12 protein-coding genes are annotated in these 15,217 nt (G+C 72.4%); 4 read left to right on the forward strand and 8 right to left on the reverse strand.

Features of this window, described 5'->3' with window-relative positions; translation table 11 throughout:
- Positions 1–93: 93 nt before the first annotated feature.
- From AB0I32_RS25535 to AB0I32_RS25565, 7 genes are all read right to left on the reverse strand, one after another.
- Complete coding sequence (locus tag AB0I32_RS25535) at positions 94–1,416, reverse strand: replication-associated recombination protein A (RefSeq protein WP_357511213.1); 1,323 nt, start codon at positions 1,414–1,416, stop codon at positions 94–96.
- Between the two features lie 329 nt (positions 1,417–1,745).
- Positions 1,746–1,988 carry a hypothetical protein gene (locus tag AB0I32_RS25540; protein ID WP_357511215.1) on the reverse strand — a complete coding sequence of 81 codons (243 nt, stop codon included), beginning with the start codon at positions 1,986–1,988 and terminating at the stop codon, positions 1,746–1,748.
- Complete coding sequence (locus tag AB0I32_RS25545; RefSeq protein ID WP_357511217.1) at positions 1,901–2,677, reverse strand: FadR/GntR family transcriptional regulator; 777 nt, start codon at positions 2,675–2,677, stop codon at positions 1,901–1,903. The genes AB0I32_RS25540 and AB0I32_RS25545 overlap by 88 nt, the downstream gene beginning before the upstream one ends.
- 291 nt (positions 2,678–2,968) lie before the next feature.
- On the reverse strand, positions 2,969–3,859 hold the full coding sequence (locus AB0I32_RS25550) for a cation-transporting ATPase (RefSeq protein ID WP_357511219.1): 891 nt from the start codon (positions 3,857–3,859) through the stop codon (positions 2,969–2,971).
- Between the two features lie 105 nt (positions 3,860–3,964).
- The gene (locus AB0I32_RS25555; protein WP_357511221.1) at positions 3,965–4,798 is read right to left on the reverse strand and encodes a maleylpyruvate isomerase N-terminal domain-containing protein; all 834 of its coding nucleotides are present in this window, start codon (positions 4,796–4,798) and stop codon (positions 3,965–3,967) included.
- Positions 4,799–4,949: 151 nt separating this feature from the next.
- Complete coding sequence (locus tag AB0I32_RS25560) at positions 4,950–7,559, reverse strand: FtsX-like permease family protein (RefSeq protein ID WP_357511223.1); 2,610 nt, start codon at positions 7,557–7,559, stop codon at positions 4,950–4,952.
- Positions 7,559–8,350: an ABC transporter ATP-binding protein gene (locus AB0I32_RS25565; protein WP_357511225.1), complete on the reverse strand. Its 792-nt coding sequence runs from the start codon at positions 8,348–8,350 to the stop codon at positions 7,559–7,561. Before AB0I32_RS25565 ends, AB0I32_RS25560 begins: the two co-directional genes overlap by 1 nt.
- Before the next feature lie 111 nt (positions 8,351–8,461).
- Here AB0I32_RS25565 and AB0I32_RS25570 point away from each other — a divergent pair, with 111 nt between their 5' ends.
- A complete protein-coding gene (locus AB0I32_RS25570; RefSeq protein WP_357511227.1) occupies positions 8,462–9,112 on the forward strand; it encodes a hypothetical protein in 651 nt (216 codons plus the stop codon).
- 13 nt (positions 9,113–9,125) lie between these two features.
- On the opposite strand, the gene AB0I32_RS25575 is transcribed toward AB0I32_RS25570, so the two are convergent.
- Complete coding sequence (locus tag AB0I32_RS25575; RefSeq protein WP_357511229.1) at positions 9,126–9,692, reverse strand: GNAT family N-acetyltransferase; 567 nt, start codon at positions 9,690–9,692, stop codon at positions 9,126–9,128.
- Positions 9,693–9,772: 80 nt separating this feature from the next.
- On the opposite strand from AB0I32_RS25575, the gene AB0I32_RS25580 reads away from it, so the two are divergent.
- The 3 genes from AB0I32_RS25580 to AB0I32_RS25590 all read left to right on the forward strand — a co-directional run bounded on the left by AB0I32_RS25580 (position 9,773) and on the right by AB0I32_RS25590 (position 15,164).
- A complete protein-coding gene (locus AB0I32_RS25580; protein WP_357511231.1) occupies positions 9,773–10,693 on the forward strand; it encodes an aminoglycoside phosphotransferase family protein in 921 nt (306 codons plus the stop codon).
- A 75-nt stretch (positions 10,694–10,768) separates the two neighbouring features.
- Positions 10,769–11,722: a DUF389 domain-containing protein gene (locus tag AB0I32_RS25585; protein WP_357511259.1), complete on the forward strand. Its 954-nt coding sequence runs from the start codon at positions 10,769–10,771 to the stop codon at positions 11,720–11,722.
- A gap of 94 nt (positions 11,723–11,816) precedes the next feature.
- Positions 11,817–15,164: a S8 family serine peptidase gene (locus AB0I32_RS25590; RefSeq protein WP_357511233.1), complete on the forward strand. Its 3,348-nt coding sequence runs from the start codon at positions 11,817–11,819 to the stop codon at positions 15,162–15,164.
- The last annotated feature ends 53 nt before the right edge of the window (positions 15,165–15,217 follow it).

Here is a 15,217-nt window from a genome sequence, read left to right on the forward strand (position 1 = left end):
GGTCAGTTGCACGCGGCTCGTAGTGAGTTCGGTCGGTTGCTCTGAGATCGGTCCATTGATTGACCGATCTCAGAGCAACCGACCGAACTCGAACTATGCGCCGTCGCGGCGCCGTTCGGCGCGCAGGGCGTCCCAGTGCCGGAGCCGTTCGGTGATCTGCCGCTCGTACCCGTTCCCGGTCGGCTCGTAGTACTGCTCCCGGTCCATGCCCTCGGGGAAGTAGTCGGCGCCGGAGAAGCCGGTCTCGGTGTCGGGGTCGTACCGGTAGCCCTTGCCGTAGCCGAGGTCCTTCATCAGCCGGGTGGGAGCGTTGAGGATGTGGGCAGGCGGTATGAGCGACCCGGTGCGCTTCGCGGCGGCGGTAGCGGCGCCGAACCCGCGGTAGACGGCTATCGACTTGGGCGCGGTCGCCAGGTAGACGACGGCCTGGGCGAGGGCGAGCTCGCCCTCGGGTGAGCCGAGCCGCTCGTACACGTCCCAGGCGGTGAGCGCCTGGTGCACCGCCTCCGGGTCGGCGATGCCGATGTCTTCGTTGGCGAAGCGCACGATGCGGCGGGCGATGAACAGCGGGTCCTCGCCGCCGTCGAGCATCCGGGCGAGCCAGTACAGGGCGGCGTCCGGGTCGGAGCCGCGCATGGACTTGTGCAGGGCCGAGATCAGGTTGTAGTGGCCCTCCTGGGCCTTGTCGTAGATCGGCGCACGCTTCTGGACCTCTGCCGCCAGGCCCGCGGTGTCGAGGAGGGCGGTGCCCTCGGGCAGTGCCTGGAGCTGTTCGGCCATGTTGAGCAGGTAGCGCCCGTCGCCGTCGGCCATGGCGACGAGGGCGGCCCGGGCGTCGTCGTCCAGCGGCAGCGGCCGGCCGGTGTCCGCCTCGGCGCGGTCGATCAGGGTCTCGAGCGCGGCGCCGTCGAGCCGCCGCAGGACGAACACCTGGCAGCGCGACAGGAGTGCGCCGTTGAGCTCGAAGCTCGGGTTCTCGGTGGTGGCGCCGACGAGGACTATCGTGCCGTCCTCGACGTAGGGCAGGAAGCTGTCCTGCTGGGCGCGGTTGAAGCGGTGGATCTCGTCGACGAACAGCAGCGTGCCCTGGCCGATCTCGCGACGGCGCTGCGCGGCCGTGAAGATCTTCCGGAGGTCGGCGACACCCGAGAAGGTGGCCGACAGCGGCTCGAACGCGAGGTGTGTCCGCTCGGCGAGGAGCCGGGCGATCGTGGTCTTGCCGCAGCCGGGCGGGCCCCACAGGATCGTGGAGACCATCTGGCCGCGGCCGACCAGCCGCCCGATCGGCGCGTCGGGGGCCAGTAGGTGGTCCTGGCCGACCACCTCTTCGAGCGTGCGGGGCCGGAGCCGGTCGGCGAGCGGCCGGGGCGGCTCGTCGTCCCCGAACAGCGACAGCGTCTCGGGTGCGTCGCTCATCGGGTCACCGTATCGCGGGGTGGCCCGCCGTCACTCCTGTCGCAGGGCGAAGGACCTCTCGCTGATCGCGTGATGGGTCAGCGGCGCGCGAGGCGGCCGCTCAGGCCCGGCTCGTCGAAGGCGGCCACCGTGGTCCGGAGATTCTCGGAGAAGTGGGCCCAGCTGTCCACGTGCGCGATGAGCACACGGCGCGCACCTCCTGGGCCCGACTTCGGTCCTTCGCACCGGCACCTGGGGTGACTTCGGCCCCTTGCTTCGAGATCGGTCGTTTGAATGACCGATCTCGAAGCAAACGACCGAAGTCGCATGGCCGCTCGGACACGGTCCGGCTAGACCGTGCTGGTCCCGGTGGCCACCACCGTGCCGTCGGCCGCCCCTCCGCCGGGTCCCCTGTCGACGATGTGGTCGGCGTTGGCGACCATGTCGAGGTCGTGCTCGACGACGATCGCCGTCGCGCCCTGGTCCAGGAGTCGCTGGGTGACGTTCAGGAGCGTGCGGGCGTCGAGGGGGTGGAGGCCGACGTCGGCATGCGGCGGCGCTGCCAGGCGTCCAGGATGTGCTGGTTCATGCACTCGCGCGCCTCGTCGGCGCGGCCCGCGGCGATCGCGGCGAAGACCGCCTCGTGCTCGGCGAGCGTGGCCTCGACGCTCTCCCGCGAGTCGACGCCGCGGAACCTGCTGTTGGCACGGGCCCGCTCGAAGAGGGTACGCGCGATGCTCTCGGCGAGACGGTTGCCGGAGAACGACATCACCGCCACGTGGAAGGCCGCGTCCGCGTCCCGGAAAGCTTCGTCGTCGTACGACGAGTCGCGCATCCGTTGCAGGTGCCCCTCGAGCTCCTTGAGCTGGAGGTCCGAGCACCGGACCGCCGCGTCAGCAGCCATCACCGACTCCAGCTGGGCCCGGACGACGGTCAGCTCGTCCAGGACACCGCGGGAGTCGTCATGCTTGATCAGTGACGTGAGCACCACCTGATCGAGGATGTTCCACGAGCTCGTGGGCCGCACCGAGGTGCCGCGACCGCGGGCGATCGTGACCAAACCCTTCTCCTCGATGCGCTTCACCGACTCGCGGATCACCGTCCGGCTGACGCCGAACCGCTCGGCGAGGACGCCTTCCGGCGGGAGCAGGTCACCGGGCTGAACAGCGCCCGAGACGATGACGTCGACGATGGCGTCGACCACCGCGATCCCGAGCGTCGGCGACGGTTCTCGCTTGTCGAAGAGCGGGAAACCCGTCTCGGGTCGAGAGTCACTGGGCATGCGGCGATCATAGGGCGTCTGGATCGGCAGTGACCGTGCGGTTCGCGTGGCGTGACCCTCCACTCGCGCCATGGTGACGTACGACGAGGTCCGGGCGTTCGCCACGAGGCTCGACGAGGCCGTGACGCTCGCGATCACCCGTACTCCGCCGAAACCGTGAACCGGGGGTCTCGTCCCGGCCAACGTTGACGCCCTCGTGCCCGAGGTGCGGGAGTCCCGCACCGGGCACGAGGGCGTGCGTCATACGTCTGTCCGCTTCAGCCTGCGCCAGTCGGCGTCAAGCAGGACGGCCTAGAAGAAGTTGCGCGGGTCGAAGTCCTTGGCCAGGTCCGAGAGCTGCTGGCCCGCACCGGAGACCTGGTCCCCGAGCCCGGACAGGGCGCCGTCGGCCGTGCCGGCCAGGCCCTCGACACCAGCCGCGGCCTCGCCGACGGCCCCGCTGCCGAGCTCGCCGACACCCGCGGCGGCCTCGTCGAGAGCGCCCGTGCCGAGCTCGCCGACCGAGGACGTGAGCCCCTCGACGTCGACGCCCGACGCGAGCGCGTCGAAGTCGACTCCCAGATTCGCCGCGTTCTCGAGGAGCGGGCCCGCCACGCTGCTCACCACCGCGCCGGCCGCGACCGCACCCAGGATGCCGACGGCCCCGACGGCGACTCCCGCCACGGCTGCGCCTGTGCCGACCTTCGCCAGCGTCGACCGCATGGAGCCCGGCCGACGTGCCTCCGAACGTGCTGCGGCCCGAGACAGATCGGCGACGCTGGCCGAGCGAGGCTGCTCGTGCGGCGGCAGCTCCGACTGCATGCGCTGGAGCACGGCCTCACGCTGCGCCGGCGTCAGCCGGGCGAACGACTCGGCGTGGATCTGCTCGACCTGATGCGGTTCGGCGGTCTGCATGAGGTAGTCGTAGCGGGCGATGGCCTGCCGGTCGGCGTCGGTGGACGCCTGCGCGCCCGGCCGGCCCTGCGGGACGGGCCGAGCCTGCGGGGCGGGCGCGTGACCCGGCGCTGCCGCGGGCTGGGACCGCCCGTTCACCGCTCCGACGACGTCCTCGAGCGTGGACCGCCAGGACTTCTGTCCCGTCGAACCGCCCTGCGGTGTCCCCTGTTGCTGTTGCTGCTGCTGCCCGGTCTGGGAGTCGAGCACCTTCTTGGCGAGGCCGATCATGTTGGAGAGCTTGGACATGCGGTCCGTTCCTTCCGTCGGTCTGGGACGCCACCCTTCCAGGTCCTGATGAGAACTTCGTGAGAGCGGGATGAGAGGCATCTCAGCAGCGTGCCGGCGTGCGCGTCAGTCCGCGACGTGGGCCGTGTTGTCGAGCCAGTGCCGGACGAGGTCGGTCTCGCCGTCGATGCTGACGCCCGCCGCATCGCCGGCGGCAAGCGGAAGGCGCCGGGTCAGGGTCAGCAGCAGCGCTCCGGCCGGCCCCGTCACGGTGACGTCGGCCGGCTGGGTGCCGGGCTGCCACGTCGCCCCGTCCGGCCGGCGTTCGACGAACCACGCGCCCACGCCGTCCGCGGTATCGGTGGCCAGCCACTGCAGCGTCTGCCCGGTGCCTCGGATGGCGTGGGCGGACTCGGGCCGCAGCATCTCCCACGTCGGGGACGTGAGCATCGCGAGATGGTGGCTGATCAGGGCGGACCCGACATCGCCGTCCATGCCGGTGTCGGCCGCACCGTCTGATGTACCGCCTGATGCCCTGCCCGCCGCCCTGGCGCCGTCGAACCCGTGGACGATCGTCTCGTTGAGGACGTTGATCAGCCAGAACCGCGCCCCGGGCCGCTCGTCCCCCGCGGGGTTGAACACCGGCGCGGCAAGCGCGTCGTCGGAGAAGGCGCTCGCGACCCGCTGCGCGGACTCCGACAACCACTCCCGCCAGTCACGAGGGTCGGCGGGGAGGGCTGCCACCTCCGTGGGCAGCTGTGCGGGGTCGGTGATGCGCCGCTCGATGATCTGGGCCGTCCAGTGCTGGGTCTGGCCCACGTGCTCGACCAGGTCGGCGAGGGTCCACTCCGGAGTGGTGGGCACGGGCGCGTCGGGCTCGGCGGCGGCTGCCGATTCCGTCAGCCGCCGAGTGTGCTCGACGATCGCCTGCCGTGCTCGTTCCGCGTTCAGCTCGGTCATCTGACTCTCCGTTCCGTGGTTTCGTCGTGCTCTGGCCGACTCCGCGGACCGGACAAACTCATCGATGCCCTCTGATGGGTCGCGCTGACGGTACGACGAGGCCCCTCACCTACGTAGACAGGTGAGGGGCCATCGGGCGGGCGGACCGCCGTCACTCCACGCCGAGCGCCGCCACCGGTGAGGTGCGGGCGGCGGCCCGGGCCGGCAGGACCGACGCGAGCAGGCCGGCGATCAGGGCGACGGCCAGGACGATGCCCAGGTCCGCCCACGGGACGGCGTACCGGACGTCGCCCATGACGGACAGCGCGGTGGCGGCCCCCGCCCAGCCGAACACCAGCCCCAGGACGATCCCGAGGATCGCACCGACGCCCGCGATGAGCACGCCCTCCACGGCGAGCATGCCGCGCAGCTGCTCCTTGCTCAGGCCGATCGCCCTCAGGGTCGCGGACTCGCGGGTCCGCTCGATGACCGAGAGGGACAGCGTGTTCGTGACGCCGATCAGGGCGATCACGACGGCGACGGCGAGCAGGCCCACCACGATGCCGAGGATGACGTCGACCACCTGGCGGAACTGAGCCGCCTGGGCGGCCGGCCCCATGACGAACGCACCGCCGTCCACCTGCGCGACAGCGTCCTGCACGTCCGCCAGCACGGTGGTCGCCTCGCCGCCCGAGATGTGCGCCCAGACGTCGGTCATCGTGTTCTCGGCCGGCAGGTTCACGCGGGCGAGGTCGGCGGCCGTGATCGTGCGGTTGAGCGCGTCGGCGGCCGTGATGACGACGGTCAGGTCGACCGAGCCGTCGGCGCTCGACACCGCTACCGGGTCGCCCGCGTCGAGGGACAGCTCGTCGGCCGTGCCCTGGGTGAGCAGGATGGAGCCCTCGGCCAGCAGTCCCGCCTCCTCCGGCACGTTCACCACGGCGGTGAGCTCGGCGGGATCCGCGGCCACGACGTTCGAGTCCTCCGTCTCGCCGAGCGTGACCGTCGCACTCGTCACGAGTGCCGTGGACGCGATCCCTGGGGTGTCGGCCACGGCGTCGCGCAGGCCCTCGACGTACTCGGGTGAGGACGCCGACACGCTCACGTCGTACGGGAACTGCTCGTCGAGCAGGCTGTCCGCCGACATGCGGGCGCTGGCCGCGCCGGTGGACATCATGGTGACGAGCGTGACGCCGATGAGCAGCGCGGTGGACGTCGCCGCCGTCCGGCGCGGGTTGCGCAGGGTGTTGGCGACCGCCAGACGAGCCGCCGGACCGGTACGGGCCACGAGCGAGCCCAGCAGCGCCGCGACGCGGGGCAGCCACAGCACCGCGCTCAGCACGACGCCGAAGAACGCCAGGGCACCGCCGCCGACCGCGGCGACCAGACCGAACTGGGTGCCGCCGTTCATGCCGAGCACCACGCCGCCGCCGAGGGCCGCGAAGCCGCCGACCAGGGCGAGCAGCGAGATCACGAGGCGGGTGCGGCCGGAGCGCGCGCGCAACGTCGGGGCGTCGGACGGCCGCAGCGCGGCGAGCGGCGCGACCCGGGTGGCCGAGCGGGCGGGGGCCAGGGCGGCCAGGACCGTCACGCCGGCGCCGACCGCGAGCGGGAGCACCGCCGCCTGCCAGGTCGGCGTGATCGTCGTGGGCAGCGGCACGCCCAGGTCGAAGGTGGGCGCCACCATGAGCGCCACCTGGGCGAGCACCCCGCCGGTCAGGATGCCCACGGCGGAGGCGACCACGCCGAGGATCGCCGCTTCGAGCAGCACGCTGCGGTAGAGCTGGCCGGTGCCCGCGCCGATGCAGCGCAGCAGGGCGAGCGTCCGCGTCCGCTGGGCGACGAGCACCTGGAACGTGTTGGTGATGACCATGGCCGCGATGAGCAGCGCGATGGCGGCGAACGTCATGACGAACACGAGGAAGACGAGGTCCTGGCCGCCGGTCTGCGCGGCGGCCCGCGCCGTGGCGACCTCCTCGGTGGTGTCGACGTCCACGCTGCGGTCGGCACCGCCCGCGGCAGCATCGAGGGACTCGGCAAGAGGACCGGGCACGCCTCCACCGTCCAGCGGCGTGTCGAGCGCGACGAGCAGCTCGGTGACCGGGTTCGGGTAGGGCTCGACCGCGTTCCAGGCATCGAGCGTCGCAGCGGGAACCGCGGCGGCCCCGCCGTACACGGAGTAGGCACCGTAGGGGTCGGCGGCGAGGCCGGTCACGGTCAGGGTCTCGGTGACGTCCTTCGGCTCGCCGAGCTCGGCGGCCGGATCCTCCGCCTGGCTGTCGGCCCACCCCTCGGGGTACACGGTGCGCTTGAGCGTCACGGTGTCACCCAGGCCGACCTCGAGCCGCTCCGCGAGGTTCGACGTCAGTGCCACCTCGTCGTCGGCGGCCGGCCAGGCGCCGTCGGTCAGCTCGAGCGGCGAGAGCCGCGGGTCCTCGGGAACGGGCGCGAACGTCTGGTAGCCGCCCTTGCCGCCGTTGCGCAGGTCGCCGAACCAGCTCGTGAGCGGCTGGACGGTCGCGACGCCGTCGACGGCCGAGACGGCGCTGACGTCGTCGGCGGTGAACGAGCTGTCGTCGGCCGTGGCCACGACGACGTCGGCCTTCGCGTACTGCGCCGCGACCATGTCGTGCGTCGTGCCCTGGATGACGCCGCCTGCGAGCAGCGTCACGGTGACGAACGCCGTGCTGATCAGGATCGCCACTCCCGCGGCGGTGAGGCGGCCGGCACTGCGCCGCATCTGCCCGAGGGTGAGGCGGGCGGTGGGGAACGAGGTCGCCATCACGCACCCGTCCGAGGGGTCGTCGCGACGGCGGGTTCGAGGGTGCGCAGCGCGTCCAGGCCGGCCATCGCGGAATCAGGCGTCGGGTCACTGATGTCGCCCGCGATCCGACCATCCGCGATCAAGACCGCACGATCCGCATACGCGGCCGCCGACGGGTCGTGCGTGACCATGATGATCGTGCGACCCAGCTCCCGCACCGAACGACGCAGGAACGACAACACCTCCGCACCGGAACGCGAGTCCAGGTTCCCCGTGGGCTCGTCCGCGAACACCACATCAGGCTGCGCGATCAGGGCACGCGCGATCGCGACACGCTGCTGCTGCCCACCGGAGAGCTCACCCGGCCGGTGCGTGAGCCGGCCCTTCAAACCCAGCGTGTCCACCAAGGTGTCGAACCAGGCCCGGTCCACGGCCCCGCCCGCGAGCTCGACCGGGAGCGTGATGTTCTGCTCCGCGGTGAACATCGGCAGCAGGTTGAACTGCTGGAACACGAACCCGACCCGGTCCCGACGCAGCTTCGTCAGGGCCTTGTCGTTCAGACCCGTGATCTCCGTCTCGCCCAGGAACGCCTGACCGCTGGTCGCGGAGTCCAGCCCCGCCAGCAGATGCATCAGCGTCGACTTGCCCGAGCCCGACGGGCCCATGATCGCCGTGAACCGGCCCTGCTCGAAGTCGACGTCCACCCCGTCCAGGGCCCGCACGGTCGCCTCGCCCTTCCCATAGGTCTTGGTCAGTGAGCGTGCGCGCACAGCGGGTGAGGCCCCGGACGCGTTAACGGTGAAGTCCATGGAAGAGACGCTACGGAGACACTCCCCCGCGCCGCATCCGGCCCTGGTCTGGTCCTGCCGCGGCGGCGGTCATACCCAGGTCGTACGGGCTGCCCGCGCTACGGTCTCCGCATGCCTCCGTCAGCCGAAGCCGCACCGTCACCCGTCACCGCGGACGACCTCGACCACGCCGTCCAGCTCGCGATCGCCACGCTTCGCGAGGCATCCCCAGCCGCCTGGGACACCGCGGCCGGGTCGCTGGAATGGACCTGCTGGGAGACCGTCGAGCACCTCAACGACGACCTCTTCTCCTATGCCGCCCGGCTCGGCCCCAGGACACCGCCGTCGGACAGCAACATTCCCTTCGTCTGCGAGAGCCGGCGACCCGGCGGCCCAGCGAATGCCATCCATGTGGACCGGACGGCGGGACCCGCCGGGCTGTTGCTGGCGCTGGAAGCGACCGGCGCGCTGCTGGTCGCGATGGTGCGCACGACGCCGACGACGGTGCGCGCCCATCACGACTACGGCGCGTCGGACCCGGAAGGGTTCGCCGCGATGGGGATCGTCGAGACACTGGTGCACACCCACGACCTGGCCGCGGGCCTCGGCCTCGTCTGGGACCCGCCCGCCGACCTGTGCTCCCGCGTGCTCGCCCGACTGTTCCCGGACGTACCGAGCACGATCGAGCCCTGGCCCACTCTCCTCTGGGCCACGGGACGCGGTGACCTCCCGGACCGGCCGCGCCTGACCAGCTGGCGCTGGTACAGCGCGCCCCGCGACTGATCGGGACCAAGGTCTACGCGCTCCGGAGGTCGCGGACCATCTCGTGGTTGACGCCGTCGACCATCTCGACCCGCACACCGGTGTCGACGTACCCGCACTTGCGGTAGGCGCCCTGGGCGCGGAGGTTCTGCTCGTTGACATGGAGCCGCACCTGCGGGACGCCGATACCCCGGAGCCAGGCCTCCGTCTCCGACAGGATCGCTTGCAGGACACCGCCGCCGCGGTGACCGGGTTGCACGTAGACACCCACGACGGCGGCACGCAGCTGCGGACCCGTCTCGCCGATGTAGTCGGGCTCGCCCGGCGCCGTCACCAACGCGGTCGCTGTGCCGGCGAGGTCACCGCGCTCGTCGACCGCGACGAACTGCCCTGCCGCGGTGCCGGAGGCGGCGGTCCGGGTCCGGTCCTGCCAGAAGCTGTCCGGCCGTTCAAGCGCGGCCTCGATCGTCTCGAGGTAGGCCAGGTGGGCGATCGGGTCCCGCAGCGCCTCGAGCCGCAGCTCCCGCAGGCTCCGCCACTCCTCGGGGCGGACCCGGCGCACGGCGAACGACCTCAGCACTTCACGTTCCTCGACAGTCATGGCGCAATCGTCGCAGCGTCACGGCCCCCGCCCCAGCGAAAAACGTTGGCCCGGAACACGGTCGTCCCGATACTTGTGCGATGCCCCTCGCGCCACTCCCCGCGTCCGTACGGCAGCGGGCCCTCGACTGGTACGGCGACCAGGGCCGGGACTGGGTCGGCGCGCTCCCCGCGACGGTCGGCCGCCTCGCCGGGACGTGGGACCTGCACCCCGCCGGAGCCCCCTTCACCGGCGGCACCACCGCCTACGTGCTGCCGGTCGACCGGCCCGACGGTACCCCCGCGGTGCTCAAGATCGATCTGCAGGACGCCGAGAACCGGTCGGAACCGACCGCCCTGTACGCGTACGACGGCGACGGCGCGGTGCGTCTCCTCGAGTACGACCCCGACTCCGGCGCGATGCTCCTCGAGAACGCCCGCCCCGGCGCGGCCCTGCTCGCCCGCCGGTTCCCCGGCCTGAGCGAGCACGACGCCGCCCGGGAGCGCTTCGCGATCGCCTGCGGCCTGTTCCGCAGGCTCTGGCGCGCCCCGGTCCCCGCCGTCGGCTACCCCGAGATCCCCCGGGCTGCCGATCTCCTCAAGGGCTGGGCCGAGTACTTCGACGAGGCCGCGGGCCGGTCGCCCGACGTCGCCGCGGAGCTCGCGCTCGGCGTGCGCCTGTGCGACGCGCTGGCCGGTGCCGACGAGGTCGGGATCGCCAACCGCGACAACCATCTGAGCAACGTCGTCTCGTCCGTCCGCGAGCCCTGGCTGCTGATCGACCCCAAGCCGGTGCTGGCCGAACGTGCCTTCGACGGCGGGTACTTCCTGTTCCAGCAACAGGTCCACGGGCCTGTCGGCGGCACCGAGCTGCTGCACGCAGTGGCCGACGGGCTCAGCGCGGACCTCGAACGCGTCCGGGCCTGGGCCATGCTGCAGGCGGTCGCGCACCTCGCCGACGCCGGGAGCGCCGCCGAACGCGAGGCAGGCAGCGGCGTCCTCCGCGCGATAGAGCGCGCCTGAGCCGGACCCCCACTCGTCAACGTTGCATCGATGCCGGCACGGTGCACCGTTTCACCCGGCTACTGTTTCGGCGTGATGCAACACCTACGCGTGGTCAGCCCGCCCGCGAGCACCCCGGACGTCATCGACCTCTTGCGGTCCGACCCCGCCGCGACCAACGTCATGGTGCTTCCGGCGTGCGCCGTCGACCCGCCGGGCGACCTCGTCATGGCCGACGTCGCGCGCGAGGCACTCAGTCCCGTCCTGGAGCGTCTTACCGCCCTGGGCCTGGACCGGGCAGGATCCATCGCCGTCGAGTCGGTGGACACCTCCCTGTCGCACCACGCCCGGCGCGCTGGGGACGCCGCACCAGGGCTCCCGGAGGACGCACTCGTCTGGCACGAGGTGGTGGACCGCACCGAGACGGAGTCGCGCACCTCGCTGGGCTACCTCGCGCTCATGGCCCTGGCCACCACGATCGGCATGATCGGCGTCCTGTTCGACCAGCCGATCCTCGTGGTCGGCGCCATGGTGGTCGGCCCCGACTTCGGGCCGCTGGCCGCGATCTCGGTCGGACTGGTCGGAGGGCGCTGGCGCACGGTCCGCCGGGCAGTGGCCACGCTGGCCGCCGGGTTCGGCGCCGGGTTCGCGGCGTCGGTGGTCATGGCCCTGCTGCTGCAGGCGTGGGGCCTTGCCGACCAGTCCACCCTGCTGGCCGACCGGCCCCAGACGTCGTTCATCTGGGCGCCGGACACCCTGAGCTGGATCGTCGGCTTCCTGGCCGGGGCGGCGGGCATGATCTCGCTCACCTCGGGCCGGTCCGGCGTCCTGGTGGGTGTGCTGATCTCCGTGACGACCGTCCCGGCGGTGGGGAACGCGGCCGTCGCGCTCGCCTACGGCGTCGGCAACGAGGCCACCGGATCGCTGGCCCAGTTCGCCATCAACGTCGCGATGATCGTGGCCGGGGCCGTGACGTGCCTCCTGGTCCAGCGGACCTGGTGGCGGTTCCAGCGGAGGCCCGCACCCCTCCGCACCGGAGCGCGCCTCTGATTCCGCAGGTCACGCAACCCTTTCTCGGGTCTCGCGCGTCTGGTAACCGTGGCGCCGCACACGCGGCGCGCTCGACCCGGACGGGAGCAACCCGATGCGCAGACAAGCAGGTGCAGCAGCGGTCGCGATGGCGGTCGCACTGGGCGGGGGGACGTGGGCGACCGCGGCCGTCCCGCAGGACACACCAGCACCACACCATGAGCAGGAGTCCCCGACAGCCGCGGCGCAGGGTCGTCCCACGACCGTCACGCTGCTGACCGGCGACGTCGTCACGGTGCGGACCGCGCCGGACGGCTCCGTCACGGCGACGGCGGAGCCTGGCGCGGGCCGTCAAGGCATGGCCTTCTTCCAGCAGCGTGAGGGAGAGCATCTCTACGTCGTCCCGCGCGACGTCGCGCAGCTCGTGCCCGGCCGCCTGGACCGTGCGCTGTTCGACGTGGCGGGCCTGGTCAAGGCCGGGTACGACGACGCGTCCCGCGACACGCTGCCCGTGATCGTCCAGGCTGCCGCGTCGGCCGGTGCGAGGTCGGCGGCGGCCGAGCAGGACTGGTCGGCGTCGGGCATCACGCCAGACCGGAAGCTGGAGTCGGTGGACGCGGTGGCCGACGTCCTGCCGAAGGGCCGGGCAACGAAGCTGCTCGGTGCCCTCGCGCCGGCCGACACCGGCGTATCCGCGAAGAAGGCCAACGGCGTCGGGTACGTCTGGCTGGACCAGCCGGTCCGGGCCTCGGACGCCGACTCCAGCCCGCAGATCGGCGCCCCCGAGGCCTGGCAGGCCGGGTTCACCGGTGAGGGTGTCACGGTCGCCGTGCTCGACACAGGCATCGACGCGACGCATCCCGACCTGGACGAGGTAGTGGTCGGCGAACGTGACTTCTCCGGCAAGGGCGACGTGGTCGACGGCGACGGCCACGGCACGCACGTCGCCTCGATCCTTGCCGGTTCGGGCGACGCGTCCGACGGCGTGAACAAGGGCGTCGCCCCGGACGCCGACCTGCTGGTCGGCAAGGTCCTCGACGACAACGGCGACGGCACGCTGTCCGGCGTCATCGAGGGCATGGAGTGGGCGGCCGCGGAGGGCGCCGACGTCGTCAACCTGTCGCTGGGCAGCCTGTTCTTCGACGTCCCGTCCCCGGACGCCGTCGCGGTGGACGAGCTGACCGCCACGTACGGCACGCTGTTCGTCGTCTCAGCGGGCAACTACGGCGAGCTCGGCCAGGGCAGCGTGGGTTCGCCCGGCATCGCCGAGAAGGCCCTCACGGTGGGCGCCGTCGACGACGCCGACGAGGTCACCGTCTACTCCAGCCGTGGTGGCGCTGATGCGGGACTGCTCAAGCCCGACGTCGTCGCCCCGGGTGACGGGATCGTCGCCGCGCGCGCCGCGGGTACGACGGCGGGCGACGTCGTCGACGACCTGCACGTCGCGCTGAGCGGCACGTCCATGGCCGCCCCGCACGTGGCGGGTGCCGCCGCGGTGCTCAAGCAGGCCCGGCCGGACCTCTCCGCCACGGCCCTCAAGTCCGCGCTGATGGGTTCGGCGGAGCCGACGGGCGCCGACGTCTGGACCGAGGGCGCTGGGCGGATCACCGTCCCCGGCGCCATCGCGCAGCAGGTCACGGCCACGCCGTCGGTGTCGTTCGGCACCTTCGCCTGGCCGCACGACGGTGAGACGGCCGCCCGCACCGTGACGTACACGAACGCGGGGTCCGACGACGTCACGCTCGCCCTCGCGAGCGAGGTCACCGACTCGATGGGCGCCGACGTCACCGCCGCGCTCACCCTGTCGGCGGACTCCGTGGTCGTGCCGGCCGGCGGGACCGCGACCGTCGACCTGACCGCGGCCGACGGCCCGGGCGCGATCGGCGCCGTCGGCGGCACGCTCGTCGCCACCGGGACGGACGGCACCGCCGTGCGCACGCCCGTCGGCTGGGCCAAGGAGCGCGAGTACGTGAACCTCACGGTGCGCGCCGTCGACCGGGCGGGCGAGCCCGTCACCGCCGACACCTGGGGCGCCGCGATCAAGCTGGACGTCGACAACGGCGGGCTCTTCGGCACCAACCTCTTCTTCGAGGACGGCGTCGCCACGGCGCGCGTCATCCCTGGCGTGTACAGCCCGGTGGCGTTCATCGAGACGTTCGGCGACGACGGCGCGGTCACCGACGCGCTGTTCCTGAGCAGCGGTGAGGTCGACGCGACGGCCGACGCCGAGGTGCTCCTGGACGGCACCACGGCGAAGGAGGTCACCACCTCGACGCACCGTCCGGCCGAGCTGGCGAGCCTCGGCCTCTCCGTCGAGACCGAGGACTCGGCGGAGGTCGTCACCGCGGGGGTCAACGTGATGTACGGGCCGGGGACGAACCTCGCCCTGACCCCGGTGCCCGCCGCGAAGCACGGCGACTACGACACGATCGTCCAGGCGACACTGCTGCCGCCCACCGCGGGCGACGAGGCGGCGCCCTATCGTTACGACCTCGCCCACCACAGCGAAGGCGTCCAGGTTCCTGCGCTGCGGGGCGACCGCCGCACGACCGTCGCCGTCGACACGTCCTACGGCGCGTCGGTCGGCGACACCCACCTCGCGCGGCGCCTGTACTGGGAGCCTGGCACCATCATCGCCGGCGGCGCCATCGAGGCGGTCCCCGTCGGCACGCGGCGCACCGAGTACCTGACGGCCCTGCCGGGCAGGTGGTACCTCGGGTCCGAGATCCAGGAGGACGGCGTGGGCGTGGTGCTCACCGAGGCCTTGCGGCACGTCTGGAGCGAGCCGGGCCGCGCCCGGCAGGGGCTCGCCACGGGCGCGCTGGCCCCGGGCTTCTCGACGATCACGCCGGTCAGGCAGTCGGGCGTCGACCTCTGGTTCTCCCCGACGAGCCGGATCGACGACGACGGGGGCGTGCTGTGGGGCTCGGACGTCGGTGAGCGCCTGCGCGTCTGGCAGGACGGCGAGCTGATCGAGGACGTCCCGGAGCCCTACTCGTTCCCCACCGTCCCCGAGGGCGGCGCGGACTACCGGCTGCTGTACGAGAGCGCGCCCGGTGAGCCCGCCTACCGGCTCGCCACCAGCGTCACCAGCGAGTGGCGGTTCCACGCGCGGTCCGACGTCGGTGACGACGTCAGCCCGCCGCTCCTCGACACCACCTGGGACGTGCGCGGGACCGACCCGTCGGGCTCCGCACCGGCGACCACCCGGGTGCGGGTCTCCGCCGGCTACACCGACGGCGCGTACGACACGTCGACCGTCGAGGGCGCCCGCCTGTGGTGGTCCTCCGATGACGGCGCCACCTGGCACCGGGCCAAGGTGACCCGGACCGGTGACGGCACCTTCGTCGCGGCGGTCAGGGCGCCGGCCGGCGCCGAGCACGTCTCGCTCAAGCTCGAGGCATGGGACGCAGCGGGTGCGTCGGTCGCCAAGACGGTCGTGCGGGCGTACGCCGTCGGCTGAGCCACCGATAGAGCCTGATCTCGCTCGTGCACGCCGGACGCCCAGGTCGCGGA

It is taken from the genome of Promicromonospora sp. NPDC050249 (genome assembly GCF_040656015.1).
Lineage (GTDB): Bacteria > Actinomycetota > Actinomycetes > Actinomycetales > Cellulomonadaceae > Promicromonospora.